This is a genomic window from Amycolatopsis sp. NPDC114484 (assembly GCF_055633755.1).
On sequence record NZ_JBVKDQ010000001.1, the window covers coordinates 575,491 to 599,878 of the forward strand.

Genomic DNA, 24,388 nt, shown 5'->3' on the forward strand with positions numbered 1-24,388 from the left:
GGCGAAGAGTGGCCGGCGATCCGGGTCGTAGATCACCCGAACAGCGCACGCCGATCGACCGGGGCGGACCGGCCCAGGGCGGCGAAAACCGGCCAGGGCAAGGGCGAGCGGGCGAGGGCAGGCCCCGCGAGGGTGACCCCCGCGGCGGGGATTTCGGCGGCGCGGATCCTCGCGGAGCCGCACAGCCCCGGCGCACCGCGGAGTTCCGCGCCGAAGGCACCCCGCCGCGCGGCGAACGACGGCCGGCCGACCCGCGCGCGGCAGGCGGCCGTAGCGGAGAGTTCCGCGCCGATCGTCCCCAGCCGGGAGACCCTGGCCGACGTCCCCGTAGCGGAGATCCCCGCCGTCAGCCGGAAGAAGGCCGCCAGATGCCTCGCCGGGTGGGCGGCGCGGCCCCGGATCCGTCCCGGCGGCGGATGACCGGTCCGGAGTTCGCCGACCAGCCGACCGAGGTGTTCTCCGCGGTCGCGGTCGCCGACGAGGACGACAAGAAGGTCAAGAAAACCCCGCCGCCGCTGGGCAAGGGCGGGATCGCGATCCGCACCGCGGGCGAAATCTTCATCACGCTCGGCGTCGTCGTGCTGCTGTTCATGGTCTACGAGGTCTGGGTCACCGACCTGTTCTCGGCGGAGAAACAGCACACCGCGAGCGATCAGCTCGAGGGCGACTGGCAGAAGGACCGCACGCTGCACCCCGAGCTGATCGACGGCAAGGCGTTCGCGCGGATCCACATCCCGTCGTTCGGCGCGGACTTCAACTTCACCATCCAGGAAGGCACCGGCGAGGACTCGCTGGCCGTCGGCCCCGGCCACTACAAGGGCACCGCGCTGCCGGGCGAGCCGGGCAACTTCGGCATCGCCGGGCACCGCGTCGGCAAGGGCGCGCCGTTCAACGACCTGGACAACCTGAGCTCCTGCGACCAGATCGTCATCGAGACGCACACCGATTTCTTCATCTACCAGGTGCTGCCCTACGACGACGAGATCAAGGGCTGGAGCAGCGGCAAGGGCGCGCAGCCGGAGTGCAAGGGCGTCTCCACGCTGCGCAATTCGAGCATCCCCGGCGGCGGGCCGTACGACGAGACGTTCGGCCGCAAGGTCGTCCAGCCGAGCCAGGGCGACGCGGTGAACGCGGTGCCCTACAAGCCGGCTGACGCGTTGCCGAAGGCGCAGCAGGCTTCGCTGCTCACGCTCACCACGTGCCACCCGCAGTTCTCGGCGAAGGAACGGCTGATCATCACCTCGGTGCTGACCCGCCAGGTGCCGAAGACGCAGGTGTCGGACTACACGACGCTGCTGAAGAAGATCGGAGTCGGTTCCTGATGTACGGCTGGCTCTGGCGGCATCTGCCCGGTCCGTTCGCGGTGAAGTTCGCGATCGCGCTCGTGCTGGTGCTCGGAATCGTGGCGTTGCTGATGTTCGTGGTGTTCCCGTGGCTGGACCCGCTGCTGTGGTTCAACAACGTGTCGGTGAACAACTGAGGTTCGGCGTCTTCCTGGTCTCGGGCCGCTTCCCGGGCCAGGACGACGCCGCCGTACTGCGGCGTACCGTCCGCGCGGCCGCCGCGGCCGAGACCGCTGGTTTCGACGACGTGTGGCTGGCCGAGCACCACTTCATGCCGTACGGGGTGTGCCCGTCGGCGATCACGCTCGCCGCGCACGTGCTTGGTCAGACGTCGCGGATCTGCGTGGGTACGGCGGTGAGCGTGCTGTCCACGACGCATCCGGTCGCGTTGGCCGAGCAATGGTCAATGCTCGACGCCCTCTCCGAGGGCCGCCTGCGGTTGGGTGTTGGCCGGGGCGGGCCGTGGCAGGACCTGGAGGTGTTCGGCACTGGATTGCCGCGCTACGAAACGGGTTTCGCCGAGTCGCTGGATCTCCTGCTGACCTCTGCGTCTGGTCGGGTCTCGGCCAGCGGTTCGCATTTCGCCTTCCGCGAGGTACGGCTGCGCCCTGCTCCGCAACGCTCCCCGCAAGTGGTGGTGGCCTGCGGAGGACCGGCTTCTTCCGCGGTCCGGCTGGCTGCTGAACGTGAGTTGCCGTTATTGCTGGGCCTGCACGCGGATGATGCGGAGAAGTCGGCAACTGTTGCTGCTTACGGCAAACCGGCGGCCCACGTGTCGACCGTGCTGTGCCAGGTCGGTGACGATGCCGCCGCGGTGGTGCGCCGTGCGTTGCCCGGTTGGCTGTCGGATGGCTTGGCCGCCCACGTGCCGGTGGACGATCGGCCTGGTCCGGCTCGGGATCCTGGGGAGTACACCGAAAAACTGTGCGCGATCCATCCGGTCGGCCCGGTTGTCCATTGTGTCGAGACCTTGCGGACGAGTCTCGGCCGTACTGGGATCGCCCACGTGATCATGTTCGTGGAGGCGTCCGGCACGGTGGAGGGGACGCTGGCGAATATCGCGCGGATCGGCGCTGAGGTGTTGCCCGCGCTGCGGGGTTAGTCGATCGCGGGCAGGTGCGCCTCGGCGTACGCAGCAAGCTGTGCCGCTTCCCAGTCGAGCCGTTTGCTCGCCAGATCGTCGATGGTCTGGCTCAACCAAGCCATTTCCGCCGCGGCCATCGCGTGCAGGTAGCGCATCTCCACCACGGACACCTGCGGGAAGTCCGGCATCGCGTCGACCTCGGCCAGTCCGGCTTCGAGTTCAGCGGCGTGCGCGGTCACCTGGTCGCGTCGCCGGGTCAGCAGGCGGAGCGCCTCGTCCGGGGTCAGCAGCATCAGGAACGACAGCGCGGCCGGGAATTCCGGGTACTCGCGGTCGCCGCCGACGAGCATTTCGGCCAGCCATTCGTCCAGCACCGCGCGGCCTTCGCCGGTCAGCTCGTAAAGAGTCCGTTCCGGGTACTGCTGGTCGCGCTCGGTCTGCCCCGCCGCGATCAGTCCCGCGTCGGCCAGTCGCGTGACGGTTTTGTACACGGTGGCGCGCTGGCTGATGTTGATCACCTCGCCCTTGCCTCGCTGTTTGAGCATCGCCAGCACCCCGTAGGGATGCAGCGGCCGCTCGGCGAGGAGCGCGAGCACGGCAAGGGCCAGCGGCGAGCGCCGGTACTTGCTGGTCACGGGCACAGACTAGCCGAACGCTCCGTTGCCGGTCGACTAGTGTTAGTAACACTAGTATCTATAACACTATGAACAGTTCGCCATTTCACGTGCTCGTCATCGGAGCGGGCACCGGTGGTCTATGCCTGGCCCAGGGCCTCAAACGGGCCGGGATCAGCGTCGCGGTCTACGAACGCGACCGCGCCCGCCGCGACGGGCTGCAGGGCTATCGGGTCGGCATCGACGCCGACGGCAAGCGCGCCCTGCGGGACAACCTGAGCCCAGAGCTGTACCGGACTTTTCTCGCCACCTGTGCGTCGCGGCCGATCTACGGCAACCAGATGACCAAGGACAAGAAGTTCCTGTTCTCTTCCTCCCTGGCGGAGGTGAAGCCGGAGGACCTGCCGTTAGAGGAGGACCAGGACGAGTCGGTCAGCCGGATGACGTTGCGGCAGGTGCTGCTGACCGGGGTCGAGGACGTCGTCGTCTTCGGCAAAACGTTCTCGCGCTACGAGCGGTCCCCGGACGGCCGGGTCACCGCCTTCTTCACCGACGGCAGCTCGGCGACCGGTGATCTGCTGATCGGCGCGGAGGGCACGAACTCAGTAGTGCGCAAGCAATACCTGCCGCAGGCCAAGCTGGTCGACACCGGTCTGATCGGCCTCACCGGCAAGACCCCGCTCACGGCCGAGACCCGCGCGCTGCTCCCGGAACGGATGTTGCGCGGCGTCAGCCTGGTGCACGGCGGCAAGGGGTGCATGTGCGTCTTCCACGTCATGCAGTTCAAGTGGGACAACGACGGCGAGGTCAAGAACGGCATTGGGGCCACGGACGCCGAACTGATCAAGAACTGGCCCGGCCTGCTTTACGACAACAGCCGCGACTACATCATGTGGGGTTTCGCGGCGGCCGACACCTGGCTGCCGGACGACGTGACTCGCTTGCGCGGCAAGGAAATCCAGCAGGTGGTGCTGGAACTGGCCAAGGACTGGCATCCGGACTTCCGCCGGATCTTCGCGCTCGGCGACCCGGGCAGCAGCTTCCCGCTGACGATCCGGACGTCCGAGCCGATCCCGGAATGGAAGACCAGCACCGTGACGCTGATCGGCGACGCGATGCACACCATGACCCCGGGCCGCGGCGTCGGAGCCAACACGGCGCTGCGGGACGCCCGCCTGCTCACGCGCACTTTGGCCAAAGCCGCCCGCGGCGAGGTTTCCCTGCTGGCGGCGGTGCACGAGTACGAGACCAAGATGGCCCGCTACGCCTGGGACGCGGTCGTCAAATCGCGGGCGCAGATGGACGGCCGCTCGATCCTGCACAAGGGCGGCGTCGGCGGCGCGTTCGCCCGGGCCGGCATGCGCACGGCGATGCGGGTGATGGACCGGGTCGGCCCGGTCAAACGCAAGGTGCTCGCTTCCGAGCTGAATTTCCGCGGCGCCGGCCGCGAAGACGAGGACTGAACTCGGGGTTTGCCCGGTGCCGGGCAAACCCCGAGACACGCTGGTTAGCAGTCCCGCAGTTCAGGGCTCTGGTTCAGCAACTGTCCCCGCGGCGAAACAAACGCGCGGTACCGATCCCCGTCCGCCTCCCGGAACACCGCCACCCGGTGGCAGTTCTGGAACGCCAGCTTCACCCCGAAATGCCGCTCCAGCCCGCCCCGGATCGCGTCCGAGGCCAGCGCGCGCAGGAGCTGGCCGCGCTCGGCCTCGCTCGGCGGCGGGGTTTCGTTGTCCGCGAATCCGTCCGCGGCGGTGTCCGCTTCCGCGATCACTCCGGTGATGACCTCCCACGCGTAGGGCAGCGATTCCCGCACGCAGGCCACGAACTCGGCGTCGGAGACCTCCCCGCGTTCGGCCTTTTCCAGCAGCGCGGGCGATACGTCCAAGGACAAGACAACCTCCATGGTCAGCGGTACCCCTCAGAGCTACCGGCCCGCCGGACCCGGCCACAAGAGAAAACGAGTTTCATCACCACTTTGGTGGATCACTCCCACCGGAACAGCCGCACGGCGAGCGCCGTTCCGCCCAGCGCGAAGGCGGCCAACGCGACGAACTGCAGCGGCTGCCCGCCATTGCCGACCCAGGCGTCTTGCAGCGACTGGGTGCCGGGTGGGAGGTAGGCACCGATTTTCTGGAGCACCGCTGGCAGCAGCGGTCGTGGAAGATAGACGCCGCCGAGGAACATGATGGGGAAGAAGGCGATCATCGCGAGTCCGCCCGCGGCTTTGCCGGTGCGGGCGAGGGACGCGGCGATCAGGCCCAGCGCGAAGACCGACACCAGGCCTAGCAGGAGGGCCAGCAGGAAGAGCCCGGAATGGCGCGGGATCGGCACGTCGAAGGCGATTCTGGCGGTGACGAGCATCAGCGCCACCCCGGCCAGTGCCACCGCGGCGTGGATCAGCACCTGCGCGAGCAGGAGATATGCGGGCGGCACGGGTGTGGTGGCGAGGCGGCGGAGGACGCCGTGCTCGCGGTAGGTCGCGACGGCGGCCGGGAGCACCTGCAGGCCCAGCATCGCCAGTGCGATCACGACCAGCGACGGCACCCACAGGTCGACAAATCGGTAGCCGTCGGTGACGGGGCTTGGCTCCCGCATTCCGGGGATCGAGCCGACGCCCAGCAGGACCGCGGTCGGCAGGCAGACGCCCAGGATCGCCCACAGCGGCGTGCGCAGGAACAGTTTTGCTTCGGTGGCGAGCAAGGTACGCATCAGAGAACCCCATGAGCAGTAAGAGCGACGAACGCGTCGTGCAGGGTGGGCTGGCGGGTGTTGGCGAGGAGTTCGGCGGGGGTGCCGCTGGCGATGACGCGGCCGTGGTCGAGCAGGACCAGGCGGTCGCACAGCCGTTGTGCCTCGTCCATGAAGTGAGTGACCAGTACGACCGTCACGCCGGAGGCGCGCACGTTCTCGACTAGCCGCCAGGTTTCTTGCCGGGCGTGCGGGTCGAGGCCCGTGGTCAGTTCGTCGAGGATGGCCAGCTCGGGGTTGCCGACCAGGGCCAGCGCGATGGACAGCCGTTGCCGGAGACCGCCGGAAAGCTTGCCGAAGGCGATGTCGCGGTGGGCCTCGAGGCCGAGCTTGGTCAGCAGGACGTCGATGTCGGCCGGGTTCGGATAGAAGGACGCGAACAGCGCGAGCGCCTCGCGGACCCGCAGCTTCTCCGGCAGCCGTGCGTCCTGCAGTTGGGTGCCGACGCGGCGGCGCAGTTCGGCGGCGTCGCGCGCCGGATCCAAGCCCAGTACGGAAATCGTGCCGGAATCCGGCGAACGCAGACCCTGGAGACATTCGACCGTGGTGGTCTTGCCCGCCCCGTTCGTGCCGAGAATGCCGAAGATCTCGCCGCGGTCGACGGAGAAGGAGACACCGTCGACCGCGACCCGGCCCCCATAGGCTTTGCGGAGTTCGGAAACTTCGATAAGTGGCATGCGAACGACACTAGGAGCGCCCGCAGTCCGGCAGAATGAGCCGGAAACCTCAGTTGAGGTGGGGTTTTGCGAGTGCCGGGGTGGGGCTAGGGCCACCCCGGTCCGGGAGCTGCGGCCAGGGTCCGACGCGGCCGGGGCGGCGAGACTGGGGCGCGAAAGGGGGTGGCCATGACGTCGGTGCGGCGCGCGTGGGCACTCGCCGGGCTCGCGGTGGTGAGCTGGGTCGATGTCCTGCTCGAACTGATCGCGTTCGCGTTGTTGTGCGTCGGCCTCGTGCTCTTCTTCTCCCCAGCGGTGGAACTCGCGCGCGTTCGGTCGCGGCGTACCCGGGAGCTGGTCGGCCGGTGGACCGGACAGGAGATCCCGAGCCCGTATCGGCCCGCCCCGCCGGAGCCGGTACGCGAGCGTGACGGCTGGTATCGCGACGGCACCCAGCTCTACCGGCGAGCGTGGTGGATCCGCTGGAATCGACGTTTCACGTGGATCATGGAGGATCCGGCGACCGGCAGGGAGTTCGGCTGGCAGCTGCTGAACCCGCTGGTCGCGCTGGTTTTCGCCGCGTTTTCGCTGGTCGCCGGCCCGGTCGCGCTGCGTGGGTACGCCCGGTGGACCGGGTACTGGCTTGGTCCGCACGCGCCGCGCGAGAAGAGCTGGCTCCGCCGCCGGTCCGAGGCGCTCGGGTATCAGCTCGGGCTGTGGGCGATTTCCCTGGCACAGCTGGGGATGGCGGTCGCCCAGATCATCGTGCTGACCGGCGCGGTGGTGGTGTTTCCGACTCTCACACTGGCCAGTCGCGCGGTCACCGACACTTTCCGCCGCGAAGCCGAGCGCTGGACCGGGGTGCGGATCGCCCAGCCGTATCTGCCGCCGCCCGCGCTGCCGGTGCCGCGCGGCGACGGGCTGTACCAGTTCGGCAAGCAGCTGTACGAGGAACCGTGGTGGCCGATGCTGCGCGCCCGGATCCATTGGGTGCTCCACGACCGCGCGACCTGGCGGGACATGGCGGCCGCGGTGGTGTTGCCAGTGGTGACGCCGGTGTTGTGGGTGCCGTCGGCGGCGCTGGTCTTCTGGGGGATTTACGGCCTGGTCGCGCTGTGGAGCACCGGCCAGCACGGCTGGTTCGAGATGGTGGGGCTGCCCGCGGTGACCAGCACCGGAGGCGCGTTCGCGATGACGCCGGTGGCGTTGGCGGCGGTGTTCGCCGGGCTGCTGCCGACGCCGTGGCTCGCCGGCTGGCAGGCGAAACTCGGGCGGTGGCTGCTCGGTCCGACCGAGGCGTCCCGGCTGGCGCAGCGTGTGCACCGGCTGGACCAGACGCGGGTCGAGGTCAACGTCGCGCAGGCCGCGGAGCTGCGGCGGATCGAACGCGACCTGCACGACGGTATCCAGTCGCGGCTCGTCGCGATGGGGATGAAGCTCGGCGCGGTGGAAGCATTGATCGACCACGATCCGGACAAGGCGAAACAGCTGGCCGCGGAGTTGCGGGAAGCGTCGTCGGAAGCGCTCACCGAGCTGCGGTCGCTGGTGCGGGGCATTCATCCGCCGGTGCTGTCGGAGCGTGGATTGGTCGACGCGGTGCGGGCGGCGGCGCTGGACAGTCCGTTGAAAGTCGAGGTCACGGCGACGGTGCCGGGGCGGCTCGAACAGCCAGTGGAGGCTTGCGCGTACTTCGCGGTGTGCGAATTACTTGGCAACGCGGCAAAACACGGCGAGGCCCGGCGCGCGACCGTGGCGCTGGAATATCTCGACGGGCTGCTGCGAGCGACGGTCACCGACGACGGCAAGGGCGGGGCGGACGCCGCGCGCGGCACGGGTTTGCGCGGGATCGAGCGGAGACTGTCGGGGTTCGCCGGTAGGTTGGCGTTGACCAGCCCGCCGGGTGGCCCGACGGAGGCGATTGTGGAGGTGCCGTGCCAGCTCGACCCCGAACCGTCGTCGCCGAAGACCAGTACCTCCTCCGAGACGGCCTGACCCACCTGCTCGCCGCGCACGGCTTCGACGTCGTCGCGGCCGTCGGCTCCGGGCCCGAACTCGCCGCCGCGCTCCGGGAACACCGGCCGGACGTGTCCATTGTGGACGTACGGATGCCGCCGACCAATACCGACGAGGGTCTGCAGGTCGCTCTCGCGGCTCGCCGGGAGACGCCGGGACTGCCGATTCTCGTGCTGTCGCAACACGTTGAGCAGCTGTACGCGCGCGAACTGCTGGCGGACGGCACCGGCGCGGTCGGCTATCTGTTGAAGGATCGGGTATTCAACGCGGAGCAGTTCATCGACGCGGTCCGCCGGGTCGCTGCGGGCGGGACCGCGATGGACCCGGAAGTGATCGCGAAACTGGTGGCTGGCAACGCTTCCGACCCGTTGGCGGCCTTGACTCCGCGAGAACGCGAGGTGCTCGGCTTGATGGCGGAAGGCTGTTCGAACGCCGCGATCGCCAGCCGGTTGTACTTCAGCGAAGGCGCGGTCGGCAAACACACCGCGAATATCTTCGGCAAACTCGGGATCTCCGCGTCGGACGACACGAATCGCCGCGTGCTGGCCGTGCTGAAGTTCCTCGGTTCTAGCTGAGCGGCACCCGCACAGCTGGCGGAAGCGGTCCGGCGGCTGGAGATGCCCGGAACGACTGGATCAGCAACGCAGTGAACCGTCGTACCGCCGCGACGCGGGCGGCAACCGGTTCCACCTGGATGCCCCCGCCCGCGACCAGCGCCAGCACAATGTCTTCCAGCACGAAATCCGGGCGTAGCTCGCCGGTTTCCTTCGCCCGGCGGATGAGTTCGAGCAGCAACCGCAGCGTCCGGGCGCGGTCGGCGGCGAAGTCGAGTCGTCGCGGCAGTTGTGCGACGAACGCGCGGAAGCCCTGCTCACGCGCGTGCACCTCGGCGAGTTTCTCCAGCACGAGGACGAAACCCTGCCACGGGTCAGCCGCGGCAAGGCCCTCCTCGACGATCGACGAGCACAACGCCAGTTCCTCGGCGAAGGCTTCGGCGATGAGCGCGTCCTTGGTCGGAAAATGCCGGTAAACCGTCGCGACGCTCACCTCGGCCTGCCGCGCTATCTCCCGCATCGGCACGCCGTATCCGCGCACGGTGAAAGCCACCCGGGCCGTCGCGAGAATGCGCAAGCGGTTGTGGGAGGCGTCGGTTCGTCTCACTTCGGCCGTCACCCCTCTCACTTCCGGCGGTGCTGCTGACCTGCGGTAATACCTTCGAACGCATGAAAGCAGTCCAGTTTTCCCAGTATGGCCCGCCCAGCGTCGTACACGTCGCCGATGTCGCCGAACCGCACGCCGGGCCTGGTGAGATTCGCGTTTCCGTGCGTGCCTCCGGCCTTTCGACCGGCGAAATCGCCATCCGGTCCGGTGCGCGCACAATGCCGGTGACCTTCCCGTTCCGGACCGGGTACGACGCTGCGGGAGTGGTGGACGAGGTCGGCGACGGAGTTGCCGGGATCGAGCCTGGTGCACCCGTCTTCGGCATGACAGCCGCGAATCGCCGCGGAGCCAACGCCGAGTACGCCGTTCTCGTTCACTGGGCAGCCAAACCGGCCGCGTGGAGCTGGGCCGAGGCAGGCGGTGCCGCGGGCGCGATCGAAACCGCCACCCGGGTGTTGGATCAGTTGCCTGGTGGAACGCTCCTGGTGCACGGCGCGGCGGGCGGGGTCGGCTCGGTCGCGGTCCAGTTGGCAGTAGCGCGCGGTGCCACCGTGATCGGCACCGCGAGCCCGCACAACCACGATTTCCTGCGTTCCCTCGGTGCCGAGCCGACGACCTACGGGCCCGGGCTGGTCGACCGAGTCCGCAGCGTCGACGCGGTCTTCGACTGCGCCGGGGGAGCCTTGCCGGACCTGATCGAGATCGCCGGAGACCCTGCCCGGGTCATCACGATCACCGACGCCACCGCGCCACAGCATGGCGTGCACTTCTCGCACAGCGCCTCGATCCCCGGCGCTGACCCGCTGGCAGTGCATGGCCTCGACGCCGCGGTAAAGCTCGCCGAGGAAGGCCGGTTAAGGATTCCCGTCGCGGCGACCTTCCCGCTGAGCGAAGCCGCGGCCGCGCACGAACTGAGCGAAACCCGGCACGCCCGCGGGAAGATCGTCTACGTGAACTGACTCAGCCGAGCGAAACCCGCACCATCTCGTCCCGCTCCACGACCTTCACCCGCTCGCGTCCCTCGGCCTCGCCGAGCGCCTTCTCGTGCGTGTCGAGTTTGCCCCACCCTTCCCAGGTGGTGAACGAAATTCCTCGCGCGGCAAGGAATTCCAGGATCGCGTCCGGCGACGAATGCCGCGGCGCGGCGAGAGTGTCCGCGTCCGCCAGGAGGTTCGCGACGGTCTCGGCCGCGTCGCCCTTCGTGTGCCCGATCAGGCCGACCGGACCGCGCTTGATCCAGCCGGTCACGTACACGCCGGGCACCTGGTTCTCGTCCAGGTCCAGCACGCGGCCGCCTTGGTTCGGGATGACGCCCGCGGTGTGGTCGAACGGGATCTCCGGCAGGTGCGACGACAGGTACCCGACCGCGCGGTACACCGCCTGCACGTCCCAGTCGTGGAACTCGCCGGTGCCGACGACCTTGCCGTCGCGGTACTCGGTGCGTTCGGTGCGCAGGCCGACGACCTTGCCGTCCTCGCCGAGCACCTCGACCGGCGAGTGGAAGAAGTGCAGGTGCAGCCGGCGCGGACGGGTGCCTTCGTCGCGAATCGCCCATTCCTGCAGCGTCTTCACGACCATGTCGGTCTGCTTGGAGGACCGCAGTTCGGCGACGCTCGCCTCGTCGAACTCCATGTCCTCGGGGTGCACGATCACCTCGACGTTCGGCGAATGGTCCAGTTCGCGCAGTTCCAGCGGTGAGAACTTCGCCTGCGCCGGGCCGCGGCGGCCGAACACGTGCACGTCGGTGACCGGGTTGGCCTTCAGCCCCTCGTAGACGTTCGCCGGGATGTCGGTCGACAGGAGTTCGTCAGCGGTCTTGGCGAGCACGCGCGCCACGTCCAGCGCGACGTTGCCGACGCCGAGCACTGCGACCGAGGACGCATTGAGCGGCCAGGTGCGCGGCACGTCCGGGTGGCCGTCGTACCAGGACACGAAGTCGGCGGCGCCGTGGCTGCCGTCGAGGTCGATGCCGGGGAGGTCGAGTGCGCGGTCGGCCATCGCGCCGGTCGCGAAGATGACCGCGTCGTAGAACTCGCGCAGGTCGTCGAGCTTCAGGTCGGTGCCGTAGTCGACGTTGCCGAGCAGCCGGATGTTCGGCCGGTCCAGCACCTTGTGCAGGGCGTTGACGATGCCCTTGATGCGCGGGTGGTCGGGCGCGACGCCGTAGCGGATCAGCCCGAACGGCGCTGGCATGCGCTCGAACAGGTCGATCTCGACGCTCGCGTCGGACTTGTCCAGCAGGTCGGCGGCGTAAATGCCGGCGGGGCCGGCGCCCACCACGGCGACACGAAGGATTCGGCTCACCGGTCCACGGTAAGTTAGGTGATCCTAACAATCACTGTGATCTGGCGTACGGTCCAGCAGGTGGGAGCCGCTAAGCTGGCGGCATGCGCGTTCTCGTCGTCGACAACTACGACAGCTTCGTCTACAACCTCGTCCAGTACCTGGCGCAGCTCGGCGCCGACTGCACGGTGTGGCGCAACGACGTCGTCGACCTCGATCGCGTGCCCGAGTTCGACGCGGTGCTCGTGTCCCCGGGTCCGGGAACGCCGGAACGTGCGGGTCAGAGCATCGAAGTGATCGCGAAATGCGCCGAGACCCGCACGCCGATGCTGGGCGTCTGCCTCGGCCACCAGGCGCTGGGCGTGCACTTCGGCGCCACCGTCGACCGGGCGAACGAGCTGCTGCACGGCAAGACCAGCCAGGTGCGCCACACCGGCGCCGGCATCCTCGCCGGGCTGCCGGAGGAGTTCACCGCCACTCGCTATCACTCGCTCACCGTGCTGCCGGAGACCATCGATCCGGCCGTTTTCGAGGTCACCGGGACCACCGAGAGCGGCATCGTGATGGGCATGCGGCACCGCGAGCTGCCGCTGGAGGGCGTGCAGTTCCACCCCGAGTCCGTCCTCACCGAATGCGGGCACCGGATGCTCGCGAACTGGATGGCCTCGGCAGGGCACCCGGTCGCGCCGTCGGTCGTCGACGACCTGGAGCGGGCCACCCGCACCCTGCAGAAGGCCGCGACTGCGTGACCGCGCCGACTCCGCTGATCCGGCTCAGCGGAGTCGGAAAACGTTACGGCAGCGGCGAACCCGTCCTGACGCACGTCGATTTCGAGGTGCCCGCCGGACGGGTCGTCGGCATCCTCGGCACGAACGGATCGGGCAAATCGACGCTGCTGCGGATACTCGCCGGGGTTTCGCGGGCGTCGTACGGCGACCGCATCGGAAGCCCGTCGGTCGGCTACCTGCCGGACCGGTTCCCCGGCGGCCAGCGGCTGAGCGCGCGGGCGTACCTGCGGCATCTCGGTCGGATCCGCGGGCTGGCTGACCTGTCCGGCATCGACCCGCTGCTGAAGCGGCTCGCACTGGTCGGCAGCCCGGACGCGCAGCTGCGAACGCTGTCGAAAGGCAACGCGCAGAAGGTCGGCCTCGCCCAAGCCGTCCTGGTGCGCCCGGACCTGCTGATCCTCGACGAACCCTGGTCCGGCCTCGACGTCGGCACACACGCGGTGCTCGGCGAACTGGTCGCGGAAACCCGCGCCCGGGGCGCGAGCGTCGTGTTCACCGACCACCGGCCAGACGTCGTACGCGACCACGCCGACGAGGTGTACCGGCTCGAATCCGGCCGGATCGCGCCGCTGGGAACCCATCCGGAGCGCAAACGGATCACCCTGCTGCCGGTGTCGTCCAGCGTCGACAACTGGTCCGCCGAACCAGGCGTGCACGCGGTCGCCGACCAGGCAGGCGGCGTGGTCCTGACCGTCGACGCCGAACACGCCGACGCCGTCCTGCTGCGCGCCCTGTCCGGCGGCTGGTCGGTGCGGGAGGTGGCGCCGTGCTCGCAGTGAGCCGTTATTACCTGGCGCTGCTGGGACATTCGCAGCGATACCTGCCGGCTGGGCTCACGTACCTCGCTTTGTGCTCGATCCTTTACGCAGACCCGAGTTCGCCAGTGCTTCCGTTGTACGGCGTGAGCGGCGCGGGGGTTCTCGTACTTGGTTGCTGGCTCACGATCGCGTTGCTGGACATCGAAGACCCGGTGCAGCGGTTGATCACGCTCAACCACGCTGGGGGAAACCGCAAAACCATTGGCGGCGCGGTTGTTTCGGTGTTCGGCTGCACCCTGGTGTGCACGGTGGCGACCGTCGCGTGGGCTGGGACGCATCGGAATCAGCTGCACTGGCAGATCATCAGTGCTGGCTTGGCGACACATCTGGCGTGCGCTTTGGTCGGCATCGCGATCGGCCTGCCTTGCTCGCGATTGCTGGTGTCGCGCATCGGATGGACAGTGCTCGTGGCGGTCCTCGTGCTCGGCGCGGTGCTGTTGGGGAAGTGGGTTCCGCTGGTGCATCCGCTGCTGGAGGCGCTCATGAGCGGTGCCCCGTACGGCGGCCCGCTGGGATTGGCGATTGGCATGTCGGTGGTGCTGCTGGCAGCGAGCATGACTGTGGTCGCCGCGGTCTCGGCGCGCCGGTCTTGAATCTCTTCGACGCAAACCACCACTCGGTCACCACACGGCTTGGAATATTCTTCCCTTTGTTCGATCCGGCTGGCGGGGGCATCCACCTCCCATCGGACAGCGAATTCAGCGATTTCGACCGCCTGCCACTCAGTGCGGTAAATGTGCGTATCCTCTCTGGTCAAGCAGCATTTCCAGCGACAGCACGCACTGTAATTCGCAAATTGCATTCCGCATATGCCGATTTGGGGGTTCCGGATTCGGTAGCGAGTCGGTTACCCTCGCGCCGTCTGTTCGGCCCGTGAGGGGAGCATCCGTGACGGCAGGGATCGCCGCGATCAGTGTGGACGGCTCCGCGGACGAGTTGCGGCAGCTGGTTTCCTGGCTCGGCGCCGAGGATGAACTCGCCGGCCGGGTGCGGCTCGCCGGGCCCGGCAGTGGCGTTGTCGTGATGGTGAGCAGCCGGTCGGCGGGCACTTTCTGCCGGTCCCTTTTCGGCTGGTTGCGCGGGCAGCGCGACGGGCGGCAGGTGTCGCTCACCGTGAAGCGGTCCGGGGCCGTCGAAGAGCTGGACGTCGACTGCGGCGGCGGGCACGACGTAGACGAGGTGCTCGCCAGCGTGCGGAGTTTCCTCGACCAGGACTGATCGGCCGGCGCGAAAAAAGGGCCCGCACGGTGCGCACCGTGCGGGCCCTCCGTTACGAGCGGGTCAGCCGTTGTTGCGGATTCCGCCCGGCGGGAAGATCCCGCCGGTGCTCGTCGTCGGCGAGCCGCCGCTGCCGTCGTCGGCCTTGAGCGTCAGCACGATCGTCTGGTTCGGGCTGATCTGGCTGCCTGCCTGCGGATTCTGCTTCACCACGGTGTTCGGCTGGCCGCCGCCGCTGTGCGTCGTCTGCGTCTGGATGCTGCCTGACCAGCCTTCCTTCTGCAGCGCCTGCGTCGCCTGGTCCTGGGTCATCCCGGTCAGGTCCGGCATCTGGATCTGCTGCGGACCGGACGACACGGTCAGCTTCACCAGGCTGTTCGGGGGCAGGTTGCCGCCGTTGGGCTGCTGGTCGATGACCTGGTCCTTCGGCTTGTCCGAGTTCTGGTCGGTGCGCTGGACCTGGAAACCGGCGTTCTCCAGCGTCTGCTTCGCAGTCGCGTAGTCCTGGCCGACCGTGTTCGGCACCTTCTTCTGCGCGACGCCCGACCCGACGACGATGTCCACCGGCGTGCCCTCAGTGGCCGAGGAGTTCGCGGTCGGGCTCTGCGACACGACCTTGCCGACGTCGCTCTGGTTCTCGACGGTCTTCGAGGTCGTGTTGCCGAGCTTCAGCTTGGCCTGCTCGAGCGCCGCCTTCGCCTCGTCCGGCGACTTGCCCTGCAGGTCCGGCACCTTGGTGGTGCCCGGCTTCACGCCGACGGTGAGGGTGATCGTGGACGTGGTCGGCACCGTCGCGCCGACCTGCGGGTCGATCGCGATGACCTTGTCGATCTGGTCCTCGGTGCAGGTCTGGCCGCCGGGGTTGCTCGCCTCGGGGCCGCACACCACGTTCTTGGTCGGCCCGAACGACGAGAAGCCCTGCTGCTGCAGCGTCGCCTTCGCCTGCGGCACCGGCTGGTTGAGCACCGCCGGGACCTGCGCGTCCTTGTTGGTGTCGCGGAACGATCCGGACAGCCACACGATCAGCAGCACCACGCCCGCCACGAGCAGCGCCGCGATCACCGCGAAGATGATCCGGCGGCGGCGCTTGGCCCGCGGGTCCTCTTCCGGATCGTCGGCGTACTCGTCGTAGGCCTGCGGCTGGCGCCGGTCGGCGTTCATCACCTGGGTGCGCTCGTCGTCCGACATCACCATCGGGGCCGACGGACGCTGCCCGGAGAGCGTCCGGACCAGGTCCGACCGCATCTCGGCGGCCGACTGGTACCGGTTCGCCGGGCCCTTGGCCAGCGCCTTCAGCACGACCGCGTCCAGTTCCGGCGACACCGCCGGGTTCACCGACGACGGCGGGTTCGGGTCCTCCCGCACGTGCTGATACGCCACCGCGACCGGGGAATCGCCGGTGAACGGCGGCTCGCCGGTGATCAGTTCGTACAGCACACAGCCCGCCGCGTAGACGTCCGAGCGGGCGTCCACCGATTCGCCGCGCGCCTGCTCCGGCGAGAGGTACTGGGCGGTGCCGATGACGGCCGCGGTCTGCGTCATCGCCGACTGGCCGTCGTGCATGGCGCGCGCGATGCCGAAGTCCATCACCTTGACGGCGCCGTTCTTCGTGATCATCACGTTCGCCGGCTTCACGTCGCGGTGCACGATGCCGTGCCGGTGCGAGAAGTCGAGCGCGGCGCAGACGTCGGCCATGACCTCCATCGCGCGCTTCTGCGACAGCGGGCCCTCGGTCTTGACGATGTCGCGCAGCGTCCGGCCTTCGACGTACTCCATCACGATGTAGGGCAGCGGCCCGACATCGGTGTTCGCCTCGCCGGTGTCGTACACGGCGACGATCGCGGGGTGGTTCAGCGCGGCGGCGTTCTGCGCCTCGCGCCGGAACCGCTCCTGGAACTGCGGATCGCGGGCGAGGTCCGCGCGCAGGACCTTGATCGCGACTTCCCGGCCCAGCCGCACGTCGTGCCCGTGGTGGACCTCGGACATACCGCCGTACCCGAGCGTGTCGCCCAGCTCGTACCGATTGGAGAGCAGTCTGGGTGTCGTCATCGCTTCGTGCCGTTCCATTCCGTCCAAGGTGTGGTCATCATGCCTTGCAGGCCCTGGGCCTCGCTCGTACCGGCCGGGGTGGCTGAGGTCGGTCCGCTCCCGCTGTCCACGCTTCGCGGCGGTCCGCCGTTGCCGGCCGACACCACTCTCGCGATCAAGAACGCCACGGCCACCAGGACCACGACGACGACCACCGCGAGAAGTACCCACCAGCCCCACTGATTCCGCCTCGGCGGCGGGACCGGCGGCACTGGCGGACCCGGCGGAGCCGAGAGCGGCCGGAACGCCGGATTGGAGCTGGGCCCGATCGGCGCGCCGGGAGCCGCCTGCGGCAATGCGGGCGGAACCGGCGGTGCCTGGCCTGCCGCGTAGGCGGCGTTGACCAGGCCGAGCGGGGTGGGCAGCGGGCGGCCGGCCCGGACCGCGGCCACCGCGCCGGCGAACTCGCCGCCGCTGGCGTACCGCTGCCGGGGGTCCTTCACGAGCGTCGCCTCGATCACCGCCCGCGCGCCCGGCGGGACGTCCGGCGGCAGCGGCGGCGGGACGTCGCGGATGTGCATCATCGCGACCGTCACCGCGTTCTCGGACAGGAACGGCCGGTGCCCGGCGAGGCATTCGTACCCGCACACGGCGAGCGAATACACGTCGCTGGCCGGTTCCGCGTCCTGACCGAGTGCCTGCTCCGGCGCGATGTAGTGCGCCGTGCCCATGACCATGCCGGAGCGGGTGACCGGGGCCGCGTCGGCGGCCTTGGCCACGCCGAAGTCGGTGATCTTCACCTTGCCCGCGGGGGTGACCAGGATGTTGCCCGGCTTCACGTCGCGGTGCACCAGGCCCTGCTCGTGCGCGGCCTGCAGCGCGGTGCCCGCCTGTTCGAGCAGGTCGAGCGTGTAGTCCGCGGTGAGCCGCCCGTGCTTGGCGAGGATGCCCGCCAGCGGATCGCCCTCGACGTACTCCATCACCAGGTACGCGATGGACAGATCCTCGTCGACTGTCTCGCCGTAGTCGTGCACCGCGGCGATCCCGGCGTGGTTCAGCGACGCGGTCATCCGCGCCTCGGTACGGAACCGGTGCAGGAATTCGGCGTCGCCGGACAGTTCGGCCTTCAGCACCTTCACCGCGACGATCCGGTCGAGCCGGGTGTCGCTCGCCTGCCAGACCTCGCCCATCCCGCCGACGGCGATCCGGTTCGTCAGCTTGTAGCGCTCGGCCAGCAGCTGACCCGAGGACAGCATCTGCTATCCACCCCCGAGCCGGGCGGCGATGGCGGCACGGCCGATCTCGGCGGCCACCGTGCCGCCGGTCGCGGCGAGACCGCGGTTGCCGCCGTTCTCGACGACGACCGACACGGCGATCTGCGGGTTGTCAGACGGCGCGAACGCGGTGTACCACGCGTGCGGCGCGGTGTTCTTCGAGTCGGCGCCGTGCTCGGCGGTACCGGTCTTCGACGCGATCTTCAGCGCGTCGTTCTTGCCGCCGCCCTTGGTGAAGGACTCCGACGCGATCATCATGTCGGTGAGGATCTTGTCGTTCTCCGGCGACAGCGCGGGCTTGCCGGTGAGCTGCTCCGGGTCGACGTTCTCGACCGTCGACAGGTCCGGGGCCAGGATCGACTGGATCAGCTGCGGCTTCATCGCGTAACCGTTGTTCGCGACGGTCGCCGACAGCAGGCAGTCCTGCAGCGGGGTGAGCCGGACGTCGCGCTGGCCGATGCCGCTCTGGTAGAGCGCGCCCGGCGAGTCGAGCGGGCCGACGGTCGAGCCGACGACCCGCATCGGCACGGTGAGGTCGTTCTGCCCGATGCCGAAGTTGGCCGCCGCCGCCTTCATCTTGTCCGCGCCGAGCTGGCCGGAGAACGTCGCGAACGGCACGTTGCACGAGTGCGCCAGCGCGTCCTTGAACGTGTTGCCGGGGCAGGTTTCGCCGCCGTAGTTCTCCAGCGTCGTGTTCGTGCCCGGCAGCTGCACGTTCGGCGCGGTGCTGACCTGGGTGTCCGGGCCGATCCCGCTCTCCAGCGCCGCGGCGGCGGTGACGATCTTGAACGTCGACCCCGGCGGGTAGTTCTCCGAGATCGCCCGGTTCAGCATCGGGTTCTTCGGGTCCTTGGAGTAGGCGTCCCAGGCCTTGTTCTGGTCGGTGCCGTGCGTCGCCAGCTGGTTCGGGTCGTACGACGGGGTCGACACCATCGCCAGGACGCGGCCGGTCTTCGGCTCCATCGCGACCACCGCGCCGGTGTAGCCGCGCTGCGTCATCAGGTCGTAGGCGGCCTTCTGCACCTTCGGGTCGATGGTGAGCTTCACGTTGCCGCCGCGCGGATCGCGGCCGGTGACCATGTCCGACAACCGGCGCACGAACAGCCGCGGGTCCGACCCGTTCAGCACGTCGTCCTGGGCGCGCTCGAGCCCGCCCGCGCCGTAGTTGATCGAGTAGTACCCGGTGACCGGGGCGTACATCGGGCCGTCGGCGTAGGTGCGGAAGAACTTGAACTTGTCGGTCGAGGGCTTCACGCCGGCGAGCACGGTGCCGTCCGGCGTGACGATCTGGCCGCGCTGGCGGGAGTACTCGTCGTAGAGCACCCGCTGGTTGCGCGGGTCGGTGCGGTACGTGTCGGCCTTGATGACCTGGACGTAGGTGTCGTTGGCCAGCAGCAGCACGATCATCACGAGCATCGCCATGCCGACCTTGCGCAGGGGGGCGTTCACGCGGTCCTCCCGTTCGGGTCGCCTTCGGCTGGCGGACGCCGCACCAGCACGGTGTGCGCCTCGGCGATCGGAGCCTGCGGCTGCTGCGGCTTCGGCCGGGAGGCCGGCCTGCGCGCCGCGTCCGAAATACGCAGCATCAGGGCGACCAGGATGTAGTTCGCCAGCAGCGAAGAGCCGCCGTAGGACAGGAACGGCGCGGTGACCCCGGTTTCCGGGATGAGCGCGGTGACGCCGCCGACGACCACGAAGATCTGGATCACGATGGTGAAGGCGAGCCCGCCGCCGAGCAGTTTGCCGAACGTGTCGCGCACGGCCAGCGCGCTGCGCATACCGCGCATCGCGAGCAGCACGTACAGCATCAGCACCGCGGCCAGCCCGATGAAGCCGAGTTCCTCGCCGATCGCGGCGGTGATGAAGTCGGTGCTCGCGGCGGGCGGGATGTCCGGGCGGCCGGCGCCGAGCCCGGTGCCGCCGACGCCGCCGGTACCGAGCCCGAACAGGCCCTGCGCGAGCTGGTAGCTGCCGCCCAGCACGTCGTAGCGCGGGCCGGTGGGGTTGAGCCAGTTCTCCACGCGCTGCTGGACGTGGCCGAACAGGTTGTAGGCGATGAGGCAGCCGCCGACGAAGAACGTCAGCCCGACCACGACCCAGATCGCGCGCTCGGTCGCGACGTAGAGCATCACCAGGATGATGCTGAAATACAGCAGCGACGTGCCGAGGTCCTTCTCGAACACGAGCACGCCGATCGCGACGGCGGCGGCGATCAGGATCGGGCCGAGATCACGCGCGCGCGGCAGTTCCACGCCGAGGAACTTCTTGCCCGCCACCATGAACAAATCGCGTTTGGACACCAGGAACGACGCGAAGAAGATCATCAGCAGCAGCTTCGCGAACTCGCCCGGCTGGATCGAGAAGAACGGCAGCTTCAGCCACACCTTCGCGCCGCCCGCCTCGGACAGGCTGGCGGGCAGCACCGCGGGCAGCGCGAGCGCGCCGAGCCCGACCAGGCCGGCGATGTAGCTGTAGCGGGTCAGCGTGCGGTGGTCGTTGACCACCACGAGCACGATCACGAACAGCACCAGCGAAACCGCGGTGAACAGCAGCTGTTTGGTGATCTCCGGCGAGTACTCCTTGCCGCGCTGCAACGCCGATTCGGCCTTCGCCAGGTCGAGCCGGTGAATCATCACCAGCCCGATCCCGTTCAGCAGCGCGACGCACGGCAGCAGCACCGGGTCGGCGTACGGGGCCCACCGGCGCACGGCGAGGTGCGTCGTGGCGAGCACGCCGAGGTAAGCGAGTCCCACCCACAGGATCGAGAGCGTCAGCTCCTGCTCCTGGTTGGCCTCGACGATGACCAGCGCCAGGGTGACGATGCCCGCCGCGAACGCCAGCAACGCGAGCTCCGTGCCCCTGCGCTTGGGGAGGTCTCGCGGCGGATTGGTGGCGAACTGGGCGGACGTCGGGTCGGCCAACGGCTGGCCCATCAGTTACCGCCCCCTGTCGGCGGCGTACCCGCCGTCGAGCAGTCCCTCCCCGCAGGCTGGTTCGCCGACGAAGGCGTGCCGCCGGGCGGCGCCACGCTGGACGAGGGCGCACCCGACTGCGGGACGCCCGTGGAAGAGGTCGGCTTGCAGTCCGACAGCTTCTTCTTGAGACGCAGGAAATCGTCGATGTACTTGCGCGCGTCGTCGAGGCTTTCGCGCTTCACGCCGTTCTGCACGGCGATCCGCGCGTCCTCCTGCAACGCGGAGACGCGGAGCTTGTCGGTGCACAGCTGGCCCGGCGGGCAGGAGCCCTGCTCGAGCGCGTGCAGGTCGATGCCGAGGATGCTGCCCGGGACGCCGCGGTAGATCACGACCTCCTGATCGGGGCCCTCTCCGACGTAATACTGGCTGAGCACGAAGTATCGAGTCGCGATCGCGGCGGCGCCCAGCACGATCAGCACCACGACCGCCCCCACGAGCCAGCGGAACCGTTTCCGCCGTTTCGCCTTCGGGTCTTCCGGCGGGGCCTGCTGCTCCGGTCGCGGCTGCGGCGGCGGCTGGGTCAGCGCGCGCGCCCTGGCCGCGGGGGAGTCGCCCTGATGCATCTCGTCGCTGCCGTCGCCCGCGGCCCCGCCCACGATCGGGGCGTCGTCGCCGAAATCGACGTCGACCACGTCGGCGATGATGACGGTCACGTTGTCCGTGCCGCCGCCCTTGAGCGCGAGTTCGATCATCCGGTCGGCGCAGTCCTGCGGATCCGGGATCTGCACGGCCTCGGCGAGCGTCTCGTCGCTGACCATTCCGGACAAACCGTCGGAGCAAATCAGGTACCGGTCACCGGGACGCGCTTCGCGCACGGTGAGGCTCGGCTCGACCTCGTGTCCGGTGAGCGCTTTGAGCAGCAGCGACCGCTGCGGGTGCACCGCCGCCTCTTCCGGCGTGATGCGGCCCTGTTCGAGCAGTTCGTTGACGAAGCTGTCGTCGCGGGTGATCTGGGCGAACTGGCCGCCGCGCATCAGGTACGCGCGGGAGTCGCCCACGTGGACCAGACCAAGTCTGCTTCCCGCGAACAAGACAGCGGTGAGCGTGGTGCCCATGCCGTCGAGATCAGGGTCCTGGGACACCAGTTCGGCGATCGCCGCGTTGCCGTTCTGGACGGCTTCGCGGAGCTGGGCGAGCAGGTCGTCTCCCGGCTCGTCGTCGTCGAGCGGGGCGAGCGAGGCGATGACGACCTTGCTGGCCACCTCACCTGCGGCGTGCCCGCCCATGCCGTCGGCGAGTGCGAGGAGACGCGGGCCGGCGTACACGGAGTCCTGGTTGTTAGAGCGCACCAGGCCCCGGTCGCTGCGGGCCGCGTAGCGGAGGACGAGAGTCATGGGCGAAGCTCGATCACCGTCTTGCCGATCCGGATGGGGACTCCGAGCGGGACCCGGAGGGGTGCAGTGACCTTAGCCCGGTCGAGATAGGTCCCGTTCGTCGAGCCCAGATCTTCCACGTACCAGTCCTCCCCGCGCAGCGCGATCCGGGCGTGCCGGGTCGATGCGTAGTCGTCGTCGAGCACCAGCGTCGAGTCGTCGGCCCGGCCGATGAGGATCGGCCGCCCGTCGAGCGCGATGCGGGTGCCCGCGAGGGCTCCGTGTGTGACGAGCAGTTGCTGCGGGGCCTTGCTGCCCCGCGGCTTCTTCTCTTTGTTGCGGCGGAAGGACGGCACCTGGACCCGGAGGCCCGACGCGGCGTAGAGGTCCGAGCGCACGACTCGGAGCGCGGCGAACACGAAGAGCCAGAGCAGCACGAGAAAGCCCACTCTGGTGAGTTGAACGACCAGCTCTGGCACTTGTTGTGTCCGCTCCCGCCTGTGCCTGCAAGCCGCGGCGCCACGCGCGCCGCGGTTCCCCCCGCACGACAATTCTGCGGGAACCCTGTGGACGGTCTGCGATCAGCCCTGGGTTCGGAACACCAGGGACGAATGGCCCACCCGGATCACGTCGCCGTCGGCCAGCTGCCAGGTCTGCACCGGAGTGCCGTTGACCGTGGACCCGTTGGTCGAACCGATGTCGGCGAGCGTCGCGCTCTGGCCGTCCCAGGTGATCTCCAGGTGCCGCCGGGACACGCCGGTGTCCGGGAGCCGGAAGTCGGCGTCCTGGCCGCGGCCGACCACGTTCGCGCCCTGCTTCAGCGAATAGGTGCGGTTGGAGCCGTCGTCCAACTGGAGGCTCGCCTGCAGCTGCCGTCCGGGAACCGGAGCGCCCTGCTGCGCGTACGGGTCCTGGCCGTAGGCCGCCTGCGGCTGGCCGCCGTACTGGTCGTACCCGCCCTGCTGGCCGTAACCCTGGTCGTAGCCCGCCGCCGGGGGCTGGCCGCCGTAACCCTGGTCGTATCCCTGCTGCGGCTGACCGCCGTAGCCCTGGTCGTACCCGCCCTGCGGAGCCTGGCCATAGCCCTGGTCGTAGCCCGGCGCGGGAGGCTGGCCGCCGTAACCCTGGTCATAACCCTGCTGCGGCTGCCCGCCATAGCCCTGGTCGTAACCGGGCTGCTGGGCCTGGCCGCCGTACTGGTCGTAGCCCTGCGCCGGGGGCTGGCCGCCGTAGCCCTGGTCGTAGCCCTGCGCGGGAGGCTGGCCGCCGTAGCCCTGGTCGTACCCGGGCTGCTGGCCACCCTGCTGTCCGTAGCCGTACTGGCCCTGCTGGCCGTACGGGTCACCCTGGTCGTATTGGCCGTAGCCGGGGGGCTGGCTCATTGGTGGGTCTCCTGCGTTGCTGGGTCGTGCCGACCGTGACGGCCCTTCCCCCGCATTGGCGCGGGCGTCGGGATCGACGGACGAACGGGTCTTGAACTGTCCAGTATGCAGCGCCTCGTTGCGCTCGAGTGATACGACGACGTCACCATAGGTGTCCCAGCCCTGTGCGGCGAGGTGTTCCGCCACCGCCCTCGCGAGAACCCCGGTGACCCGCTGCTCATCGCCGGCCATGCGATCGTGGTCAGCCGTCCCCAAAGACACGATGTAGTGATTCGGGGCGAGCTGCCGACCGCCTGCCAGCTCACGAACGTTCTCCTCGCCTTCCCTCTCGAGCGCAACCGCCACTTCCTGCGTGACGACGTTGCCGCCGAACATGCGCGCGAAAGTATTCCCCACCAGGTTCTCGAGTCGCCTGTCAAAGCGCTCAACGCGACCCACCGGGGACAACCTCCTCACATGTGTGCTTCCCCCTCGATCCTATCCGGGGGAGGAAGGGTTGGGCATGCCCCCGGTGAAACCCGTCGGAAGGCCCTGCTAAGCTTTGCTGGCTGCCTCAAGGAAGCAACTCGGGCGAGTGGCGGAATGGCAGACGCGCACGGTTCAGGTCCGTGTGTCCGAAAGGACGTGAGGGTTCAACTCCCTCCTCGCCCACCATGGTCAGGCCCCCAGCCGCTTGCGCGACTGGGG

The 24,388-nt window shown here is 69.1% G+C and carries 24 protein-coding genes and 1 tRNA gene; 12 read left to right on the forward strand and 13 right to left on the reverse strand.

Going from position 1 to position 24,388, the window contains the following annotated elements; genetic code table 11:
• Positions 1–368: 368 nt before the first annotated feature.
• Genes ACZ7SW_RS02815 through ACZ7SW_RS02825 form a run of 3 tightly spaced genes read left to right on the forward strand, consistent with a single transcriptional unit; the run spans position 369 to position 2,445 of the window.
• Positions 369–1,322: a class E sortase gene (locus ACZ7SW_RS02815; RefSeq protein WP_470228693.1), complete on the forward strand. Its 954-nt coding sequence runs from the start codon at positions 369–371 to the stop codon at positions 1,320–1,322.
• Positions 1,322–1,480 (forward strand): hypothetical protein, encoded by a 159-nt coding sequence (locus ACZ7SW_RS02820; protein WP_093572273.1) that lies wholly within the window; start codon positions 1,322–1,324, stop codon positions 1,478–1,480. The genes ACZ7SW_RS02815 and ACZ7SW_RS02820 overlap by 1 nt, the downstream gene beginning before the upstream one ends.
• Positions 1,450–2,445 (forward strand): LLM class flavin-dependent oxidoreductase, encoded by a 996-nt coding sequence (locus ACZ7SW_RS02825; RefSeq protein ID WP_470228694.1) that lies wholly within the window; start codon positions 1,450–1,452, stop codon positions 2,443–2,445. The genes ACZ7SW_RS02820 and ACZ7SW_RS02825 overlap by 31 nt, the downstream gene beginning before the upstream one ends.
• Here the strand turns inward: ACZ7SW_RS02825 and ACZ7SW_RS02830 are convergent.
• Positions 2,442–3,062, reverse strand: coding sequence for a PadR family transcriptional regulator (locus ACZ7SW_RS02830; protein ID WP_470228695.1), 621 nt, complete (start codon positions 3,060–3,062; stop codon positions 2,442–2,444). The genes ACZ7SW_RS02825 and ACZ7SW_RS02830 overlap by 4 nt on opposite strands.
• Positions 3,063–3,130: 68 nt before the next feature.
• Here ACZ7SW_RS02830 and ACZ7SW_RS02835 point away from each other — a divergent pair, with 68 nt between their 5' ends.
• Positions 3,131–4,504, forward strand: a complete 1,374-nt coding sequence (locus ACZ7SW_RS02835; RefSeq protein WP_470228696.1) for an FAD-dependent oxidoreductase — start codon at positions 3,131–3,133, stop codon at positions 4,502–4,504.
• A gap of 44 nt (positions 4,505–4,548) precedes the next feature.
• Here ACZ7SW_RS02835 and ACZ7SW_RS02840 read toward each other — a convergent pair whose 3' ends face one another.
• The 3 genes from ACZ7SW_RS02840 to ACZ7SW_RS02850 form a co-directional block, all read right to left on the reverse strand.
• Complete coding sequence (locus ACZ7SW_RS02840) at positions 4,549–4,935, reverse strand: SCO5389 family protein (RefSeq protein ID WP_378308758.1); 387 nt, start codon at positions 4,933–4,935, stop codon at positions 4,549–4,551.
• A gap of 92 nt (positions 4,936–5,027) precedes the next feature.
• Positions 5,028–5,753, reverse strand: a complete 726-nt coding sequence (locus ACZ7SW_RS02845) for an ABC transporter permease (protein ID WP_470228697.1) — start codon at positions 5,751–5,753, stop codon at positions 5,028–5,030.
• Entirely contained in the window at positions 5,753–6,469 is a 717-nt protein-coding gene (locus tag ACZ7SW_RS02850; RefSeq protein ID WP_470228698.1) for an ABC transporter ATP-binding protein, read from the reverse strand. Before ACZ7SW_RS02850 ends, ACZ7SW_RS02845 begins: the two co-directional genes overlap by 1 nt.
• 168 nt (positions 6,470–6,637) lie before the next feature.
• Between ACZ7SW_RS02850 and ACZ7SW_RS02855 the strand changes: the two genes are divergently transcribed.
• Entirely contained in the window at positions 6,638–8,440 is a 1,803-nt protein-coding gene (locus tag ACZ7SW_RS02855) for a sensor histidine kinase (protein ID WP_470228699.1), read from the forward strand.
• Entirely contained in the window at positions 8,380–9,036 is a 657-nt protein-coding gene (locus ACZ7SW_RS02860; RefSeq protein WP_470228700.1) for a response regulator, read from the forward strand. Before ACZ7SW_RS02855 ends, ACZ7SW_RS02860 begins: the two co-directional genes overlap by 61 nt.
• Here ACZ7SW_RS02860 and ACZ7SW_RS02865 read toward each other — a convergent pair.
• Positions 9,029–9,622 (reverse strand): TetR/AcrR family transcriptional regulator, encoded by a 594-nt coding sequence (locus tag ACZ7SW_RS02865; protein WP_470228701.1) that lies wholly within the window; start codon positions 9,620–9,622, stop codon positions 9,029–9,031. The genes ACZ7SW_RS02860 and ACZ7SW_RS02865 overlap by 8 nt on opposite strands.
• Before the next feature lie 62 nt (positions 9,623–9,684).
• Here ACZ7SW_RS02865 and ACZ7SW_RS02870 point away from each other — a divergent pair, with 62 nt between their 5' ends.
• The gene (locus ACZ7SW_RS02870) at positions 9,685–10,581 is read left to right on the forward strand and encodes an NADP-dependent oxidoreductase (protein WP_470228702.1); all 897 of its coding nucleotides are present in this window, start codon (positions 9,685–9,687) and stop codon (positions 10,579–10,581) included.
• 1 nt (position 10,582) lies between these two features.
• On the opposite strand, the gene ACZ7SW_RS02875 is transcribed toward ACZ7SW_RS02870, so the two are convergent.
• On the reverse strand, positions 10,583–11,899 hold the full coding sequence (locus tag ACZ7SW_RS02875) for an FAD-dependent oxidoreductase (RefSeq protein WP_470229230.1): 1,317 nt from the start codon (positions 11,897–11,899) through the stop codon (positions 10,583–10,585).
• 110 nt (positions 11,900–12,009) lie between these two features.
• Here ACZ7SW_RS02875 and ACZ7SW_RS02880 point away from each other — a divergent pair, with 110 nt between their 5' ends.
• From ACZ7SW_RS02880 to ACZ7SW_RS02895, 4 genes are all read left to right on the forward strand, one after another.
• The gene (locus ACZ7SW_RS02880) at positions 12,010–12,654 is read left to right on the forward strand and encodes an aminodeoxychorismate/anthranilate synthase component II (protein WP_470228703.1); all 645 of its coding nucleotides are present in this window, start codon (positions 12,010–12,012) and stop codon (positions 12,652–12,654) included.
• Between the two features lie 14 nt (positions 12,655–12,668).
• Positions 12,669–13,472, forward strand: a complete 804-nt coding sequence (locus ACZ7SW_RS02885) for an ATP-binding cassette domain-containing protein (protein ID WP_470229231.1) — start codon at positions 12,669–12,671, stop codon at positions 13,470–13,472.
• Positions 13,460–14,104, forward strand: a complete 645-nt coding sequence (locus ACZ7SW_RS02890; protein ID WP_470228704.1) for a hypothetical protein — start codon at positions 13,460–13,462, stop codon at positions 14,102–14,104. Before ACZ7SW_RS02885 ends, ACZ7SW_RS02890 begins: the two co-directional genes overlap by 13 nt.
• Before the next feature lie 295 nt (positions 14,105–14,399).
• Positions 14,400–14,729 carry an effector-associated constant component EACC1 gene (locus tag ACZ7SW_RS02895; RefSeq protein WP_470228705.1) on the forward strand — a complete coding sequence of 110 codons (330 nt, stop codon included), beginning with the start codon at positions 14,400–14,402 and terminating at the stop codon, positions 14,727–14,729.
• A gap of 63 nt (positions 14,730–14,792) precedes the next feature.
• Here the strand turns inward: ACZ7SW_RS02895 and pknB are convergent, their stop codons facing one another.
• The 7 genes from pknB to ACZ7SW_RS02930 all read right to left on the reverse strand — a co-directional run bounded on the left by pknB (position 14,793) and on the right by ACZ7SW_RS02930 (position 24,139).
• On the reverse strand, positions 14,793–16,778 hold the full coding sequence (pknB, locus tag ACZ7SW_RS02900) for a Stk1 family PASTA domain-containing Ser/Thr kinase (RefSeq protein WP_470229232.1): 1,986 nt from the start codon (positions 16,776–16,778) through the stop codon (positions 14,793–14,795).
• Positions 16,775–18,013 carry a serine/threonine-protein kinase gene (locus ACZ7SW_RS02905; protein WP_470228706.1) on the reverse strand — a complete coding sequence of 413 codons (1,239 nt, stop codon included), beginning with the start codon at positions 18,011–18,013 and terminating at the stop codon, positions 16,775–16,777. Before ACZ7SW_RS02905 ends, pknB begins: the two co-directional genes overlap by 4 nt.
• Before the next feature lie 3 nt (positions 18,014–18,016).
• Positions 18,017–19,480, reverse strand: a complete 1,464-nt coding sequence (locus tag ACZ7SW_RS02910) for a peptidoglycan D,D-transpeptidase FtsI family protein (RefSeq protein ID WP_470228707.1) — start codon at positions 19,478–19,480, stop codon at positions 18,017–18,019.
• Positions 19,477–20,964, reverse strand: a complete 1,488-nt coding sequence (locus ACZ7SW_RS02915; RefSeq protein WP_470228708.1) for an FtsW/RodA/SpoVE family cell cycle protein — start codon at positions 20,962–20,964, stop codon at positions 19,477–19,479. The genes ACZ7SW_RS02910 and ACZ7SW_RS02915 overlap by 4 nt, the downstream gene beginning before the upstream one ends.
• Positions 20,964–22,340, reverse strand: coding sequence for a PP2C family protein-serine/threonine phosphatase (locus ACZ7SW_RS02920; RefSeq protein ID WP_344282255.1), 1,377 nt, complete (start codon positions 22,338–22,340; stop codon positions 20,964–20,966). Before ACZ7SW_RS02920 ends, ACZ7SW_RS02915 begins: the two co-directional genes overlap by 1 nt.
• Positions 22,337–22,798, reverse strand: coding sequence for an FHA domain-containing protein FhaB/FipA (locus ACZ7SW_RS02925; RefSeq protein ID WP_037718919.1), 462 nt, complete (start codon positions 22,796–22,798; stop codon positions 22,337–22,339). The genes ACZ7SW_RS02920 and ACZ7SW_RS02925 overlap by 4 nt, the downstream gene beginning before the upstream one ends.
• Before the next feature lie 102 nt (positions 22,799–22,900).
• Positions 22,901–24,139 carry a DUF3662 and FHA domain-containing protein gene (locus ACZ7SW_RS02930; protein ID WP_470228709.1) on the reverse strand — a complete coding sequence of 413 codons (1,239 nt, stop codon included), beginning with the start codon at positions 24,137–24,139 and terminating at the stop codon, positions 22,901–22,903.
• 130 nt (positions 24,140–24,269) lie between these two features.
• On the opposite strand from ACZ7SW_RS02930, the gene ACZ7SW_RS02935 reads away from it, so the two are divergent.
• Positions 24,270–24,355: transfer RNA gene (locus tag ACZ7SW_RS02935), tRNA-Leu, on the forward strand.
• Positions 24,356–24,388: the final 33 nt, after the last annotated feature.